This window comes from Kribbella antibiotica, from assembly GCF_004349055.1.
Taxonomy (GTDB): Bacteria; Actinomycetota; Actinomycetes; order Propionibacteriales; family Kribbellaceae; genus Kribbella; species Kribbella antibiotica.
The window spans coordinates 76,266-90,013 of record NZ_SMKX01000017.1; the positions used below are offsets into that span (position 1 = coordinate 76,266).

At 67.7% G+C, this 13,748-nt stretch carries 14 protein-coding genes; 13 read left to right on the forward strand and 1 reads right to left on the reverse strand.

Translation table 11 applies throughout. The annotated features are described in order from the left end of the window. Window positions 1-4: 4 nt before the first annotated feature. Window positions 5-964 carry a DUF4037 domain-containing protein gene (locus E1263_RS08485; protein WP_132166633.1) on the forward strand — a complete coding sequence of 320 codons (960 nt, stop codon included), beginning with the start codon at window positions 5-7 and terminating at the stop codon, window positions 962-964. Between the two features lie 871 nt (window positions 965-1,835). On the opposite strand, the gene E1263_RS08490 is transcribed toward E1263_RS08485, so the two are convergent. Continuing rightward, entirely contained in the window at window positions 1,836-2,684 is an 849-nt protein-coding gene (locus E1263_RS08490; protein WP_132166634.1) for a LysR family transcriptional regulator, read from the reverse strand. Between the two features lie 68 nt (window positions 2,685-2,752). Between E1263_RS08490 and E1263_RS08495 the strand changes: the two genes are divergently transcribed. The 12 genes from E1263_RS08495 to E1263_RS08550 all read left to right on the forward strand — a co-directional run. After that, entirely contained in the window at window positions 2,753-3,709 is a 957-nt protein-coding gene (locus E1263_RS08495) for an EamA family transporter (RefSeq protein WP_202868784.1), read from the forward strand. 70 nt (window positions 3,710-3,779) lie between these two features. Next, window positions 3,780-4,151, forward strand: a complete 372-nt coding sequence (locus E1263_RS08500) for a hypothetical protein (RefSeq protein WP_132166635.1) — start codon at window positions 3,780-3,782, stop codon at window positions 4,149-4,151. A gap of 60 nt (window positions 4,152-4,211) precedes the next feature. Further along, the gene (locus E1263_RS08505; protein ID WP_132166636.1) at window positions 4,212-4,631 is read left to right on the forward strand and encodes a hypothetical protein; all 420 of its coding nucleotides are present in this window, start codon (window positions 4,212-4,214) and stop codon (window positions 4,629-4,631) included. A 62-nt stretch (window positions 4,632-4,693) separates the two neighbouring features. Next, window positions 4,694-5,065, forward strand: coding sequence for a hypothetical protein (locus E1263_RS08510; protein ID WP_132166637.1), 372 nt, complete (start codon window positions 4,694-4,696; stop codon window positions 5,063-5,065). A gap of 86 nt (window positions 5,066-5,151) precedes the next feature. Continuing rightward, window positions 5,152-5,466, forward strand: coding sequence for an integration host factor, actinobacterial type (mihF, locus tag E1263_RS08515; protein WP_132166638.1), 315 nt, complete (start codon window positions 5,152-5,154; stop codon window positions 5,464-5,466). A 50-nt stretch (window positions 5,467-5,516) separates the two neighbouring features. Further along, window positions 5,517-6,158 carry a guanylate kinase gene (gene gmk / locus E1263_RS08520; protein ID WP_132166651.1) on the forward strand — a complete coding sequence of 214 codons (642 nt, stop codon included), beginning with the start codon at window positions 5,517-5,519 and terminating at the stop codon, window positions 6,156-6,158. A gap of 2 nt (window positions 6,159-6,160) precedes the next feature. Beyond that, window positions 6,161-6,463, forward strand: a complete 303-nt coding sequence (gene rpoZ / locus E1263_RS08525; RefSeq protein ID WP_132166639.1) for a DNA-directed RNA polymerase subunit omega — start codon at window positions 6,161-6,163, stop codon at window positions 6,461-6,463. Between the two features lie 34 nt (window positions 6,464-6,497). Beyond that, window positions 6,498-7,802, forward strand: coding sequence for a bifunctional phosphopantothenoylcysteine decarboxylase/phosphopantothenate--cysteine ligase CoaBC (coaBC, locus tag E1263_RS08530; protein WP_238161127.1), 1,305 nt, complete (start codon window positions 6,498-6,500; stop codon window positions 7,800-7,802). A 77-nt stretch (window positions 7,803-7,879) separates the two neighbouring features. Then, window positions 7,880-9,040, forward strand: a complete 1,161-nt coding sequence (locus E1263_RS08535) for an acyltransferase family protein (protein WP_132166640.1) — start codon at window positions 7,880-7,882, stop codon at window positions 9,038-9,040. Continuing rightward, the gene (locus tag E1263_RS08540; protein WP_132166641.1) at window positions 9,040-10,071 is read left to right on the forward strand and encodes a CapA family protein; all 1,032 of its coding nucleotides are present in this window, start codon (window positions 9,040-9,042) and stop codon (window positions 10,069-10,071) included. Before E1263_RS08535 ends, E1263_RS08540 begins: the two co-directional genes overlap by 1 nt. Window positions 10,072-10,440: 369 nt before the next feature. Further along, complete coding sequence (metK, locus tag E1263_RS08545) at window positions 10,441-11,634, forward strand: methionine adenosyltransferase (RefSeq protein WP_132166642.1); 1,194 nt, start codon at window positions 10,441-10,443, stop codon at window positions 11,632-11,634. A gap of 108 nt (window positions 11,635-11,742) precedes the next feature. Beyond that, the coding region (locus E1263_RS08550) for a primosomal protein N' (RefSeq protein WP_238161128.1) at window positions 11,743-13,748 on the forward strand (2,006 nt) is incomplete at its 3' end.

A 13,748-nucleotide genomic window follows, 5' to 3' on the forward strand; every position in this document is an offset into this window, starting at 1 on the left:
CGGCATGGGAATTTCGGGGATCGAATTGTGCCGGCGGTTCTACGCCGAGGTGGTCGGTCCGCTCGTCGACGTTCCGCACAGCGCGGCGTTGATCGGGCGCGGGTCGGAAGTGCTCGGGTACGACGACGAGATGTCGACCGACCACAACTGTGAGGCTCGGGTCGTGCTCTTCGTCGAGGATTCGGCGTACGTCGCGCCGGAGGTGCCGGGGGAGTTCCTCGGCCGGGCGACGCTGGTCGAGGTGCAGACCTTGAGTGCCTTCTTCACTGCTCAGCTCGGGTTTGATCCGGCGGGTGGTATTCGGGCCGAGGACTGGTTCACGCTGCCGGAGCAGCAGTTGCTGATGCTGACTGCCGGCGAGGTTTTCCATGACGACCTCGGTCTGCAGGCGGTGCGGGATCAACTGGCCTACTACCCGGATGACGTTTGGCGCTACCTGATGATCGCGGCGTGGTGGCAGGTGCATCCCGAGCTGAACCTGGTCGGACGTGTTGGTGATGTCGGCGACGAACTCGGTTCGGCGTTGATCGGGTCGCAATTGGTCGACGGGCTGATGCGGCTGTGCTTTCTGATGGAACGCCGCTATGCGCCTTATGCGAAATGGTTCGGGACTGCTTTCGGGCGATTGTCGTGTGGGGCGGAGTTGGAGCCGCTGCTGCGTGCGGTTCTGCGGGCTGACGGGTGGCGCGACCGCGAGCAGGCGCTGAGGGCGGCGTACTCATTTGTCGGCGGCCTGCACAACCGGCTTGGTATGACCGCGCCGGTTGAGCTTGGCGTCGAGCAGATGTGGGGGCGGCCGTTCAAGGTGGTCTGGGGAGACTTCCCGGGAGCGCTCGCTGGCGGGATCACCGATCCTGCTATCCGCGCTATCGCTGACCGGTGGCCTGTTGGCGGTATCGACCGGCTTCGGAATGTGTTGTGGAACCCTGCTGATCGTCGTGCGATCGCTGCGGTTTTCGGTTGAGGTGGATCGTTGGGCTGGCGGTTGCTGGCGGGGGTGCATGGTTGCTCGCCGCACCGGACAAGCCGGATACGTTGTCTGTGGCTGGTCGCCGCGGCGGCCGCGTTACATAAAGAGCTTGGCTGGGGGCGGTGCCTGGTTGAGGTGCTGGCGAGGTAGGCGATCGCGTGACCGCTGCTTGAGGTGCTCGCTATGGTTGCGGCCGGTTGTGGGGATGCCTGGAAAGTGACCCGCCGCTGTGGTGAAAAGCGCTGGCAAGGAGGCCGGGGGTGCTGCCGTGCCCGGCTGACGCGCTGGTTGCCCTTTTTCGTCGCGGCGCTGTCCAGTGGTCGGGGGTCTGTCGGCTGGGTGGTGGGCGTGAACAAGTAATTACCTGCCCCGGCCCACCGTTTCTTGTTCAAGCCCCCGGCTGTTGGCCCGGCTGGCCTCGCCTTCGCTCACTACGCGTGAGTTTTTCGGCGTATGGACCCGAAAAAGTCCCGCGTAGCGCGAAACGGCAGGCGGATACGCCAGTAGGACTCCCCGCCGCCCGATTCGTCGGGTATCCGGGCGGGTTGGGGAGCGAAACTGACCCGGAATGACGGGTAAAGCTCCCCAGCCCCACCGACCAGCCCGCCCGGTGAGCTGGGTGGAACGTTTTGTGCAAATGGCGACATGAAGTTTCCACACTCGGCGCTGCTTTTCGACCTCAGCCATAGCGGGCACCTCAAGCAGCGGTCACGCGATCGCCTACCTCGCCAGTACCTCAGCCCCGTGCCGGGCTCAGCCAAGCTCTTTATGTAACGCGGCCGCCGCGGCGAGCAACCACAGGCAACGTGTCCGGCTTGTCCGGAGCGTCGAGCAACCATCCCCGCCGTACCGGCACTAACAGCGGCTAGCCGTACAAAGTGGTGAGGAGATCGACAGCAGCCTGTGTTGCGGGGTGCGGGTCTTGGCGGTGCCAGATGAGGTGGACGTCGACCGGCGGTGCGTCGCGGAGGCGGCGGTAGACGACGCCGTCGCGGCGGTATTGGGTGGTGGTGGCTTGGGCGGTGACGCCGATGCAGCGGCCGGAGGCGATGGCGGTGAGCCAGTCGTCCACATCCTGGTTGTACTCGATCCGCGGGCCGGCATCGACGGGCCAGAGGTCGATGGTGGTGCTGCCGGTACGGCGGTCGATGCTCAGGACGCGGTCGCGGAGCTGGTCGAGGGTGACCGTGCGTTTGCGGACCAGCGGGTCGTCGGCGGGGAGGGCGGCGTACCGGTCTTCCTGAGCGATGGTGATGTGGGCGAAGCGGCGCAGGTCTAGGTGCGCCCGTACGACGGCTATGTCGCACAGGCCCTCGGCCAGGCCGCCGGTGGCGGTGTTCGTGCGGACGAGTTGTAGCTCGATGCCGGGGTGTTGGGCGGCCCAGCGGCGCTGGAATTCGGCGGTGTGGCGGCCGAGTGCTGACCAGGCGTGGCCGAGGCGCAGGCGGGTGTGGCCGCTGGTTGCCTCGCGCACCAGTTCCTCGACGTCGGTCAGGAGTTGCCGGGCGCGCGCTAGGACGCGGATGCCTGCGCTGGTCGGTGTGACCGAGCGGCTGGTGCGGTGCAGGAGGCGGATGCCGAGCCGGCCTTCCAGAGCCAGCACGTTGCGGGAGACGGCGGCCTGGGAAACGCCTAGCTCGATTCCGGCGTCGGTGAAGGTGCCTGTGTCGACGACAGCGACCAGGCACCGCAACTGCCGCAGTTCGACATCCATAACCCCAGCGTATAGATCGGTCCACGGATGCATTTTGCGGAGGGCCCGGCTGCGCGCACGCTCGGGCCATGACGACCGCACCCGTCAGTACTCCGCCCATCGTTCTGCCCGCTGTGCCGCCACAGACCGGTGGTCGGCTGGGCGGGGTGTTGATGATGCTGACCAGCGGCCTGTCCAGTCAGGTGGGTGCATCGGTCGCGGCACAAGCCTTCCCGGTGATCGGTCCGGTCGGTGTAGTGGCAGTTCGCCAGTGGATGGCCGCGGTGGTGCTGTTCGCCATCGGACGGCCGCGGTTGCACAAGCTGACCGCTAGGCAGTGGCGTCCGGTGCTGGGGCTGGCGCTGGTGTTCGCGGTCATGAACGTCTCGCTCTACACGGCGATCGACCGCGTGGGTCTCGGACTGGCCGTGACACTGGAGTTCCTGGGCCCACTGGCGGTCGCACTGCTCGGCTCACGGCGGGTGATCGACCTGGTCTGCGCTCTGGTGGCAGCACCCGCCGTACTGGTGCTGACGCGGCCGCAGGCGACCACTGACTACTTCGGGGTGGCTGTCGGGCTGCTCGCTGCGGTCTGCTGGGCTTGCTACATCCTGCTCAACCGCACGGTCGGCCGGGAACTGCCCGGGGCGACCGGTGCTGCCGCCGCAGCTACGGTGTCCGGGCTCGCCTACGTGCCGGTGGGAATCGTCGTACTGCATCACCACCCGCCCACGCCGGCGGCTATCGCCTACGCGTTGACTGCGGGTGTCCTGTCTTCGGCTGTGCCGTTCCTGGTCGACCTGCTGGCGCTCCGCCGCGTCCCGGCCCAGTTCTTCGGCGTCTTCATGAGCATCAACCCAGTGCTCGCCGCATTCGTCGGGTACATCGTCCTGCAGCAGCACCTCGCCGTACTGGACTGGATCGCGATCGGGGTGATCGTCGCCGCGAACTGCGTCGCGCTGGAGGCCGGGCGACGCGCGACATCACAGACCGGTTCCAGTCGGCGGGTGCGACGTTCTTCACGGCGTGCCGAACAGAGCAGATGACCCTGTGGTTCGCGATGGTGGCCAGGACGGGGAACGATGGGTTCCCTGCGCTGGAAAAGTAAGGATTGCGATGCGGAAGCTGGTAGCCCTGGCGGCAGCAGTGACGATGAGCGCACTCGCGCTGACGGCCTGTTCGGGTGGTGACTACTGCGGCGACCTGAAGGCCTACGCCCAGTCGGCGAAGGGTCTCGACGCCAAGAACTCCGACGCGGTCGGCAAGGCACTCAAGGACGCCGAGAAGGTCTCGAAGTCGGCGCCGTCGGACCTGAAGGACGACTGGGTCGTGCTGCTGGCCTACGCCAAGCTGGCGCAGGAGGCCAAGGGCGACTCGGCCAAGCTCGCCGAGCTGGGCAAGTCGCAGGCCGAGAAGATGAGCGTCGCCTCGGCAGCCATCGCCAAGCAGGCCAAGGAAACCTGCAAGATCGACCTGCAGAACCCCTGATGACCCCGCGCCGGCGGCCTCGCTCCGAGGTCGCCGGACGCCGGCAGCGAGGATGTGGCCGTGATACGCACGAAAGCGCTGGTAGTCGCCTGGCTGCTCTTCGTGCTGATGGGAGTGACGGCCTGCGCCGCCGATGACCGTTACTGCTCCCGGTTGCGGCTGTGGGACCAGACGGTGAAGGACACCAAATCGCAGACCTTCTCCACTGAACGGCATACCCGGGCCGAGGAGCTGGCGGCGATCGCGCCGGCTGACCTGAAGGACGAGTGGCAGGTCGTGGTCGAGCTCACCGACAAGGACATCTTCCTGCGGCACGTCGAGGAGGACATCCCGGACGAGCAGAAGTCGTTGCGGCGGATCATCCGGGACGGCGAGCGGATGCGCGTCGCCAGTAGAGCGATCGGTGCCCAGGCGGAGTCGGCCTGCCATTTGACGATCGAGCCGGTGATCGCCGAGCGCACCGCAGCCCCGTCCAGATAGCCACCATGGCCTCGGAAAGTATTCGTTTCGGATCGTTTGCTGACGGCCGGTAGCGTTCTGACATGCGAACCATCGCCACCGCCGTGACCCTGCTCGCAACGACCGCGCTGCTGACCGGGTGCACCGAGGAGCAGGCCTACTGCGTCGACCTGGCCGGCTATGCCGCCAGTGCCACCGGTGTGGACCCGACCAAGCCGGCCGAGTACGTGAAGATCCTGGACGACGCCAAGAAGCTCCAGGACTCCGCACCGGCCGATGTGAAGGACGACTGGGCGGTCGTCGTGAAGTTCGCCGAGAAGGCCCAGAAGGCGGGCTCGGACCGCGTCGAGCTGGCCCGGCTGAGCAAGGAGACCGGCGCCGTTCTGACGGCGTACAAGGCGATCACCACGCATGCGAAGGACGCCTGCAAGGTCGACGTCCCGTCACTGAACTAGGGGCTCACCCTGATCGAATCCTGTGGGTGGCCGGAGCCGTGTTAGGTTCCCTAGCGAAGCCATACAACGGGACAGGTGAAACAACGGTGCCACTTCCTTCTTTGACCCCGGAGCAGCGAGCGGCGGCTCTGGACAAGGCCGCGGCGGCGCGGCGCGAGCGAGCCGAGATCAAGAACCGGATCCGGCACTCGGGAGCGTCCCCGACGGAGGTTCTCGCCGAGGGGCAGACCAACGACGTGATCGGCAAGATGCGGGTCAGCGCCCTGCTGCAGTGCATCCCCGGCGTGGGCAAGGTGCGCGCCCAGCAGATCATGGAGCGGGCCGGAATCTCCGAGACGCGGCGGGTCCGCGGCCTCGGTTCGAACCAGATCGCCGCGCTGATGCGCGAATTCGCCGGGTGAGCCGCACCGAAACCCTGGCCGGCTCGTTGGACACTGGTGTGACGATGACCATGGACTCCGAGAACCTGAGCCAGGACCCGACGACTCCCGCGCCCTCGACGACCGATGCCGCAGGCCCCGGCCCGGCCCGGCTGACCGTGCTGGCCGGCCCGACCGCGGTCGGCAAGGGCACGGTCGCGGCCGATATCCGCGAGCGGTTCCCCGACATCTGGATCTCGGTCTCGGCGACGACCCGCAAGCCGCGCCCGAACGAGGTGCACGGTGTGCACTACCTGTTCGTCTCCGACGACGAGTTCGACCGGATGATCGCGGCCGGTGAGCTGCTGGAGTGGGCGGTCGTCCACAAGGCAGCCCGCTACGGGACGCCCAAGCAGCCGGTGCTGGACAAGCTGGCCGAGGGCCGTCCGGCGCTGCTGGAGATCGACCTGCAAGGCGCGCGGCAGGTCCGCGAGACGATGCCGGAGGCGCACTTCGTGTTCCTGGCCCCGCCTTCGTGGGACGAGCTCGTACGGCGCCTGGTCGGCCGCGGGACCGAAACGGCCGAGGAGCGGGAGCGTAGGCTGGAGACGGCGACGCTCGAACTGGCCGCCGAGAAGGAGTTCGACGTCACGATCGTCAACGCCTCGGTTCGGGAAGCGTCCGATCACTTGGTAAAGTTGATTCGATCACCCCATATCTCTGGAAAGAGCTGAACTTGTCTGGCAACCAGCCTGTCGCCATCGGTATCACCTCTCCGCCGATCGACGACCTGCTCACCCACACTGATTCCAAGTACAAGCTCGTCCTGTACTCGGCCAAGCGTGCGCGGCAGATCAACGCCTACTACTCCCAGCTCGGCGAGGGCCTGCTGGAGTACGTCGGTCCGCTGGTCGAGACCCACGTCCAGGAGAAGCCGCTCTCGATCGCGATGCGCGAGATCAACGAGGGCGTCCTGACCTGCACGGACATCGACCCCGAGGCCGAGGCGGAAGCCGCGGCCGCGGAGAAGACCGCCTAACTACCACGCGATGACACCGGTGATCGGAGCCGATATGTCCGTTTCCGGTGACTCACCGCACCCCACCCCCGGCGAGGCAACCGCCCCGGGGGCTTCGGGCGTTCCCAAGAGCAGGCCGAATGTGGTCCTCGGCGTCGGCGGCGGCATCGCGGCGTACAAGGTCTGTGACCTGCTGCGGCGGCTGACCGAGTCCGGGCACAGCGTGCGCGTGGTTCCGACCGCGGCAGCTCTCGAGTTCGTCGGCGCCGCGACCTGGGCGGCGCTGTCCGGACAGCCGGTCACCGCGGATCCGTTCGACAACGTGCAGGAAGTGCCGCATGTGCGGATCGGGAAGGCGGCCGAGCTGGTCGTCGTCGCGCCCGCCACGGCCAACCTGATCGCCAAGGCCGCGCACGGTCTGGCCGACGATCTACTCACGAACACCCTGCTGACGGCTCGCTGCCCGATCCTGTTCGCGGCAGCGATGCACACCGAGATGTGGGAACACCCGGCCACTCAGGCCAACGTGGCCACCCTGCGTTCACGCGGCATCACCGTGCTCGAGCCGGCGGTCGGCCGACTCACCGGCGCCGACACCGGCCGCGGCCGGCTGCCGGAGCCTTCGGAGATCTTCGCGATCAGCCAGCTCATGCTCGCCGACGAGGCGGCCCGCGCGGCCGGTCAGTCGGTCGCCGACCTGACCGGCAAACACGTCCTGGTCAGCGCCGGTGGCACCCGCGAGCACCTCGACCCGGTCCGCTACCTCGGCAACTCCTCGTCCGGCAAGCAGGGCTACGCGCTGGCCCGGATCGCGGCGGCTCGCGGCGCGAAGGTGACCCTGGTCGCCGCCAACTCCGAGCTCGCCGACCCCGCCGGCGTCCAGGTGGTCCCGGTCACCAGCACCAAAGACCTGTACGACGAGATCACCAGCCGCGCCGCGGATGCGGACGCGATCGTGATGGCGGCTGCTCCGGCTGACTTCCGGCCGGCCGATGTCGCCGAGCACAAGATCAAGAAGACCGCCGACGGCGCAGTCCCGGCGGTCAACCTCGTGCAGAACCCGGACATCCTCCACACGGTCTCGCACGACCGGCGCCGTACCGGGCAGGTGATCGTCGGGTTCGCCGCCGAGACTGGTGACGGGGAGCACTCGGTGCTCGATCTCGGCCGGGCCAAGCTTGAGCGCAAGGGCTGTGACCTGCTCGTCGTGAACGACGTCTCCGGCGGCAAGGTGTTCGGCAGCGACAACAACGAAGCGGTCATCCTGGACCGGTCGGGGAGCGCCCTCCCGGTGCCCTCCGGCAGCAAGGACGCCCTGGCCGGCGTCATCTGGAATCTGGTCGCCACCCGCTGGGCGTAACCCCCACGGGTTATAGTCGCCTGGTACCGGCAGGAAGACCTTGCTAGCCCCTCAGCAACGCCGTGAGGGGCTTCTGCATGTCTGTACTGGCGCGATCCGTGGGGTCGTCAACTGTCGGACCCACCCGTTCCGCACCGGTCCGATCCGCTTCCCGGAGCCGTGCGCAGGGCGCCCGGCGACGTCGACCCACCGGCGCTTCGGAAGACCACCGGGACAGTCAGTCCGGCGGCCGTCTCGCTGTCCTCGACCTGCTGCGCCTCTGCGGTGCGGGCGCGGTCCTCGGCCACGCCTACCTGTTCTCCGGGTACGCCGAAGTGAAGTCGACCCTTGGGTTCGCGCTGCCGGGCGCGGTCTTCCGCTACGGCTATCTCGGTGCTGACCTGTTCTTCCTGATCAGTGGGTTCGTCGTTCTCCGGACAGCCTGGAATCGGACGCCCGGAAGCTTCCTGCGCTCGCGCATCACGCGGATCGTTCCGGCGTACTGGGTGGTGCTCTCGCTGACCGCAGTCGTCTCGGTTTTGTTCGGCGCCGGGCGTTACCCGGTCAGCGGTCTCCAGTACGTCGCCAACCTGACCCTGCTCAACCCGTTGGTGAACCAGCCGAACATTGACCCTGGCTACTGGACGCTGTTCGCCGAGGTGCGTTTCTACCTGATCATCGCGATCCTGCTCTTCTTCGTGGCCACCCCGCGACGGGTCGGCATCGTCGCCTGGTCCTGGCTGGGCCTCACCGCGATCTACGAAACCGGCCTCCTCCCGACTCAGGTCGACCTGCTGCTCAACACCCGCTACTCGCACTACTTCATCGCGGGGATGGCGCTGGCGATGATCCATCGCTTCGGCCCAAGCCGCTCGTGGTTGGCGTTGATCGCTCTCTGCCAACTGAATGCGCTCTACCGCGGAGTCCAGTACGCCGAGATCCTCGGAGAGCGCTATCGCGCCGAGATCCACGGGGGAGTCGTGGCCGGGCTGATCGCGCTGATGTTCTGGCTCCTGCTCGCAGTCGCCCTCAACCTGACTCCCGCCACCGCCGGCCGACGACTCGGCGGGCTGGCAGCCGCGACGTACCCGCTGTCGTTGATCCACGGTCAGCTCGGATTCATCGTCTTCCAACGCCTCGGCGACCGCTTCAACAAGTACTTGCTGCTGGTGGGCACAACCCTGGCCATGGTGCTCACCGCCTACTTGATCCAGCGCATCTTCGAGAGACCGCTCTCCCGCCAAGGAAGGCACCGCTGATGCGTGCCTGGATCGGAGCGCTGTGTGTGCTGGTCGCGTCGGGGTGCACAGCGGGTGGGCTTTCGGCGGATCCAGCGGTGCAGGCGGAGGGGCCGGAGTTCACGCTGGCGTTCGGTGGGGACGTGAACTTTCACAACCAGACTCAGCGGTTGCTCGACGACGATCCGCAGACTGCTTTCGGAGACGCCGGGGGAGCGCTCTCCGAGGCGGATCTCGCGATCGTGAACCTGGAGACCGCGATCACCGGTCGAGGGACAGCGGCCACGAAGCGGTTCTTGTTCCGGTCGGATGCGCGGGCGGTCACGGCGGTCAAGGCGGCTGGGGTTGATGCGGTGAGCCTGGCCAACAACCACACGCTGGACTACGGCCGGGTTGGGTTGGCCGACACGTTGTCGGTCACTCGGCGCGGCAAGCTGCCGACGTTCGGCGCCGGGCTGAACGCCTCGCAGGCCTACGCACCTTGGCGTACGACGGTTCGTGGGGTGAAGGTTTCCGTTCTCGGCGTCAGCGAGGTGCCCGATCTGGCGAACGAGTGGGCAGCCGGGGTCAGCCGATCGGGTCTCGCGATGGCGATCAACCACCGGCTGGCGGTCGAGGCGGTTCGCCGCGCGCGTCGTACCAGCGATGTGGTGATCGTGATCCCGCACTGGGGTTCGGAGTTCGATCACTGCCCGACGCCCGAGCAGAGAGCGCTCGCTGCTGATCTCTCGACGGCCGGTGCCGACGTGATCCTCGGGGCGCACGCGCATGTATTGCAGGGGCAGGGCTATCTCGGCAAAACCTTTGTCGCCTACGGATTGGGCAACCTGCTCTTCGGTGGTGACCTCCCGATCCCCGAGACCTGGCGCGGCGGTGTCCTGCAACTGACCTTGCGCGGCCGCACCGTGGTGTCGCGAACCTTTGTGCCCACCGAGATGTCGGCCGAGACCCGGCGTCCCGTCGCCACCACCGGTACGGAACGCGATGAGGAACGCGCCCGGGTGAACAACCTGCGCGACTGCGCAGGCCTGACCCAGAGCCCCACCGGCTGAATGCAAGGTCACCAAGGCCGAACGCCTCCGTCTGGAGGCCGAGCACGGAGCGCGCCGCGAACTGGAGAACAGCGCAAGGAAAACCCCTGACGAAAGACCCTGTGGTGGGACCACAGGACGTTTATCCAAGACGGTTAGGCTACCCTAAGAGTGGGCGAGATCACGGTGGGCCCGCACGCCTGGGGATCGGGACTCTGTCTATTATATGGACAGCATTCCCGGCATTCGGACAAAATGGGAGTGTTCCCGGGACTCTGCCCTGAAACGCTGGCATACTGCCGAAGATGCATCGCCAACCGCCGGTGCAGTGGGGGGATCGCGGATCCGCGGGAGCGGGAACGTGGCACAAAGAGGAATCCGAGGAGAATTGTGGCGAGGCGCCTTTTCACGTCCGAGTCGGTGACCGAGGGTCATCCGGACAAGATCGCTGACCAGATCAGCGATTCCATTCTCGACGCGCTGCTGGCGGCGGATCCGAAGAGCCGCGTGGCGGTCGAGACGCTGGTCACGACCGGCCTGGTCGTGGTGGCCGGCGAGGTCACCACGTCGGCGTACGTCGACATTCCCGGGATCGTGCGCAAGCGCATCCTGGAGATCGGCTACGACTCGTCGCTGAAGGGTTTCGACGGCGCGTCCTGTGGCGTGTCGATCGCGATCGGCAGCCAGTCGGCCGACATCGCGCAGGGGGTCGACACGGCGTACGAGACGCGTTCCGACGCGTCGAAGGACGAACTGGACCTGCAGGGGGCAGGCGACCAGGGACTGATGTTCGGTTACGCGTCCAACGAGACGCCGGAGCTGATGCCGCTGCCGATCACCATCGCGCACCGGCTGTCGGCGCGGCTGACCGAGGTCCGCAAGGACGGCACGCTGGCCTACCTGCGCCCCGACGGCAAGACCCAGGTCACGGTCGAGTACGACGGTGACAAGGCCGTTCGGATCGACACGGTGGTCGTGTCCAGCCAGCACGCGGCGGACATCAACCTCGAGTCGATGCTGGCGCCCGACGTCAAGAAGCACGTCGTCGACCCGGTGCTCGAGCAGTTCGACATCGACGCGACCGACTACAAACTGCTGGTGAACCCGACCGGCCGCTTCGAGGTCGGTGGCCCGATGGGTGACGCCGGTCTGACCGGCCGCAAGATCATCATCGACACGTACGGCGGCATGGCCCGTCACGGTGGGGGCGCCTTCTCCGGCAAGGACCCGTCGAAGGTGGACCGTTCCGCGGCGTACGCGATGCGCTGGGTGGCCAAGAACATCGTCGCGGCCGGCCTGGCCGACCGCGTCGAGTGCCAGGTCGCCTACGCGATCGGCAAGGCGGCCCCGGTCGGTTTCTACGTCGACACCTTCGGCACCGAGAAGATCCCGGTCAACGAGATCTCCGACGCCGTCGCCGAGGTCTTCGACCTCCGTCCGGCCGCGATCATCCGCGACCTGGACCTGCTCCGCCCGATCTACACCCAGACCGCCGCGAACGGCCACTTCGGCCGCACCGGCGAAGACTTCACCTGGGAGCGCACCGACCGCGTCGAGGCCCTCAAGGCCGCCGTCAACAAGTAGTTTCGACACCGCACGACCCGGTTGCTTCGGCGGCCGGGTCGTTTGGTTTATCCACAGGTTGCGGGCGGCCTGCGACGGACTGTCGGTCCGGCCGACTAGCATTTGCCGGTGACATCGGATCCGCCGGAGCAACTCACGCTGCTGCGGGAAACTGTGCGCAAATCCCGGACGAAACAACCGGCCGGGATCACGTCACCGTTGCCGGTGGCCCGGATCGCGGTCGACATCCCGCTCCCGCACCTGGACCGGCCGTTCGACTACCTCGTCGCAGATGACGTCGCCGAAGCGGCCCAGCCCGGCACGCGGGTGAAGGTCTGGTTCGCGGGCAAGGATCTCGACGGGTTCATTCTCGAGCGGCTGGCCGAGTCCAGCCACGAAGGCAAGCTCTCCCGGATCCGCAAGGTCGTCTCGCCCGAGCAGGTGCTGACGCCCGAGATCGCCGACCTGTGCCGCGCAGTCGCCGATAGGTACGCCGGGGTCCTCCCCGACGTCACCCGCCTAGCGGTCCCGCCACGGCACGCCAAGGTCGAGGGCGAGCCGCTGCGTTGCGACCAGCCCCCGCGTCCGCCGCTCTCCACCTCGCGATCGGCCTGGGCGCCGTACCCGAGTGGTTTTCTTGAAGCACTCGAACGCGCCGAGACGCCGCGCGCCGTCTGGACTGCCGTGCCCGGCGCCGACTGGGCGCTCGCGTTGGCCCAGGCTGCTGCCGTGTGTTCGGCGGCAGGCCGCGGCGCCTTGCTGCTGGCGCCCGACGCGCGCGACCTCGAGCGGCTCGCAACAGCCTGTACGGCGGTCCTCGGCGAAGGCGGCTTCGTTACCCTCTCGGCCGACCTCGGTCCGACCGCGCGCTACCGATCCTTCCTGAAGGTCGTGCGAGGCAACGCGCGGGTGGTGATCGGGACTCGCGCAGCCGCCTTCGCCCCAGTCGCGAATCTTGGTCTCGTGGCGATGTGGGACGACGGCGACGACTCGTATGCCGAGGCGCGAGCGCCGTACCCGCATGCTCGTGAAGTCCTGCTGCTGCGGGCGTTCAAGCAGAACTGCGCTGCCCTGCTCGGCGGGTTCGCGCGGTCGGCCGAGGCCGCCGCGGTCATCGAGTCCGGGTTCGCCGCGGAGCTGATCGCCGACCGCACTGTGATCCGGGCTGCTGCGCCGTCGGTGCACATCACGGGTGAGTCGGATGTCGACCTGGCCCGCGACCCGGCGGCCCGCGCGGCACGAATCCCCCACCGCGCCTTCGAGATCGCGCGCGAGGGGCTGAAAACGGGGCCGGTGCTGATCCAGGTGCCCCGAGCCGGGTATCTGCCGAGCCTGGTCTGCCAAACGTGTCGCGAGACGTCCCGCTGCTCGACCTGCGCCGGGACACTGCGTCGTACCGGCAGTTCCGGCCCGCCGAGCTGCAGCATCTGCGGCCGGCCCGCCGCAGACCACCGTTGCCCAGAGTGCGGCGACAACCGCATGCGCGCCGCCGTTGTAGGCGCACTCCGGACGGCGGAGGAGCTGGGGCGCGCGTTTCCCGGAGTGCTCGTCCGCAGCTCAGGTGGCGATCACATGCTCGACCACATCTCAGGCAAACCGGCCCTGATCGTCACCACCCCAGGCGCCGAACCAGTCGCCGAAGGCGGCTACACCGCAGCCCTGCTGATGGACACCTGGCTGATGCTCTCGCGCCCCGACCTGCGCGCCCCCGAAGAAGCCGTCCGCCGCTGGCTCAACGCCGCCGCGCTCGTCCGCCCCGCCAGCGAAGGCGGCACCGTCATCCTCGTCGGCGACCCCTCCGACATCCCGCTGCAAGCGATCGTCCGCTGGAGCCCCGAAGGATTCGCCACCCGCGAGATCGAAGAACGCCGTACGGCGCGCCTGGCCCCCGCCGCGAAGCTCGCCGAACTCACCGGCCCGTCCGAAGCAGTCACCGACCTCCTCGACCGCCTCCGCCCGCTGCTGCCCGCGACTGCAGGCCTCGAAGTCCTAGGCCCGGTAGAGGTCGACGAAGAAACCGTCCGAGCCATCGTCCGCACCCCCCGAGCCGCCGGCCCCCAACTAGCCCGCTCCCTCAAAGAAGCCCAAGCCGCCCGCACCACCAAGAAAAACCCCGGCTCCGTCCGCGTCCAGAT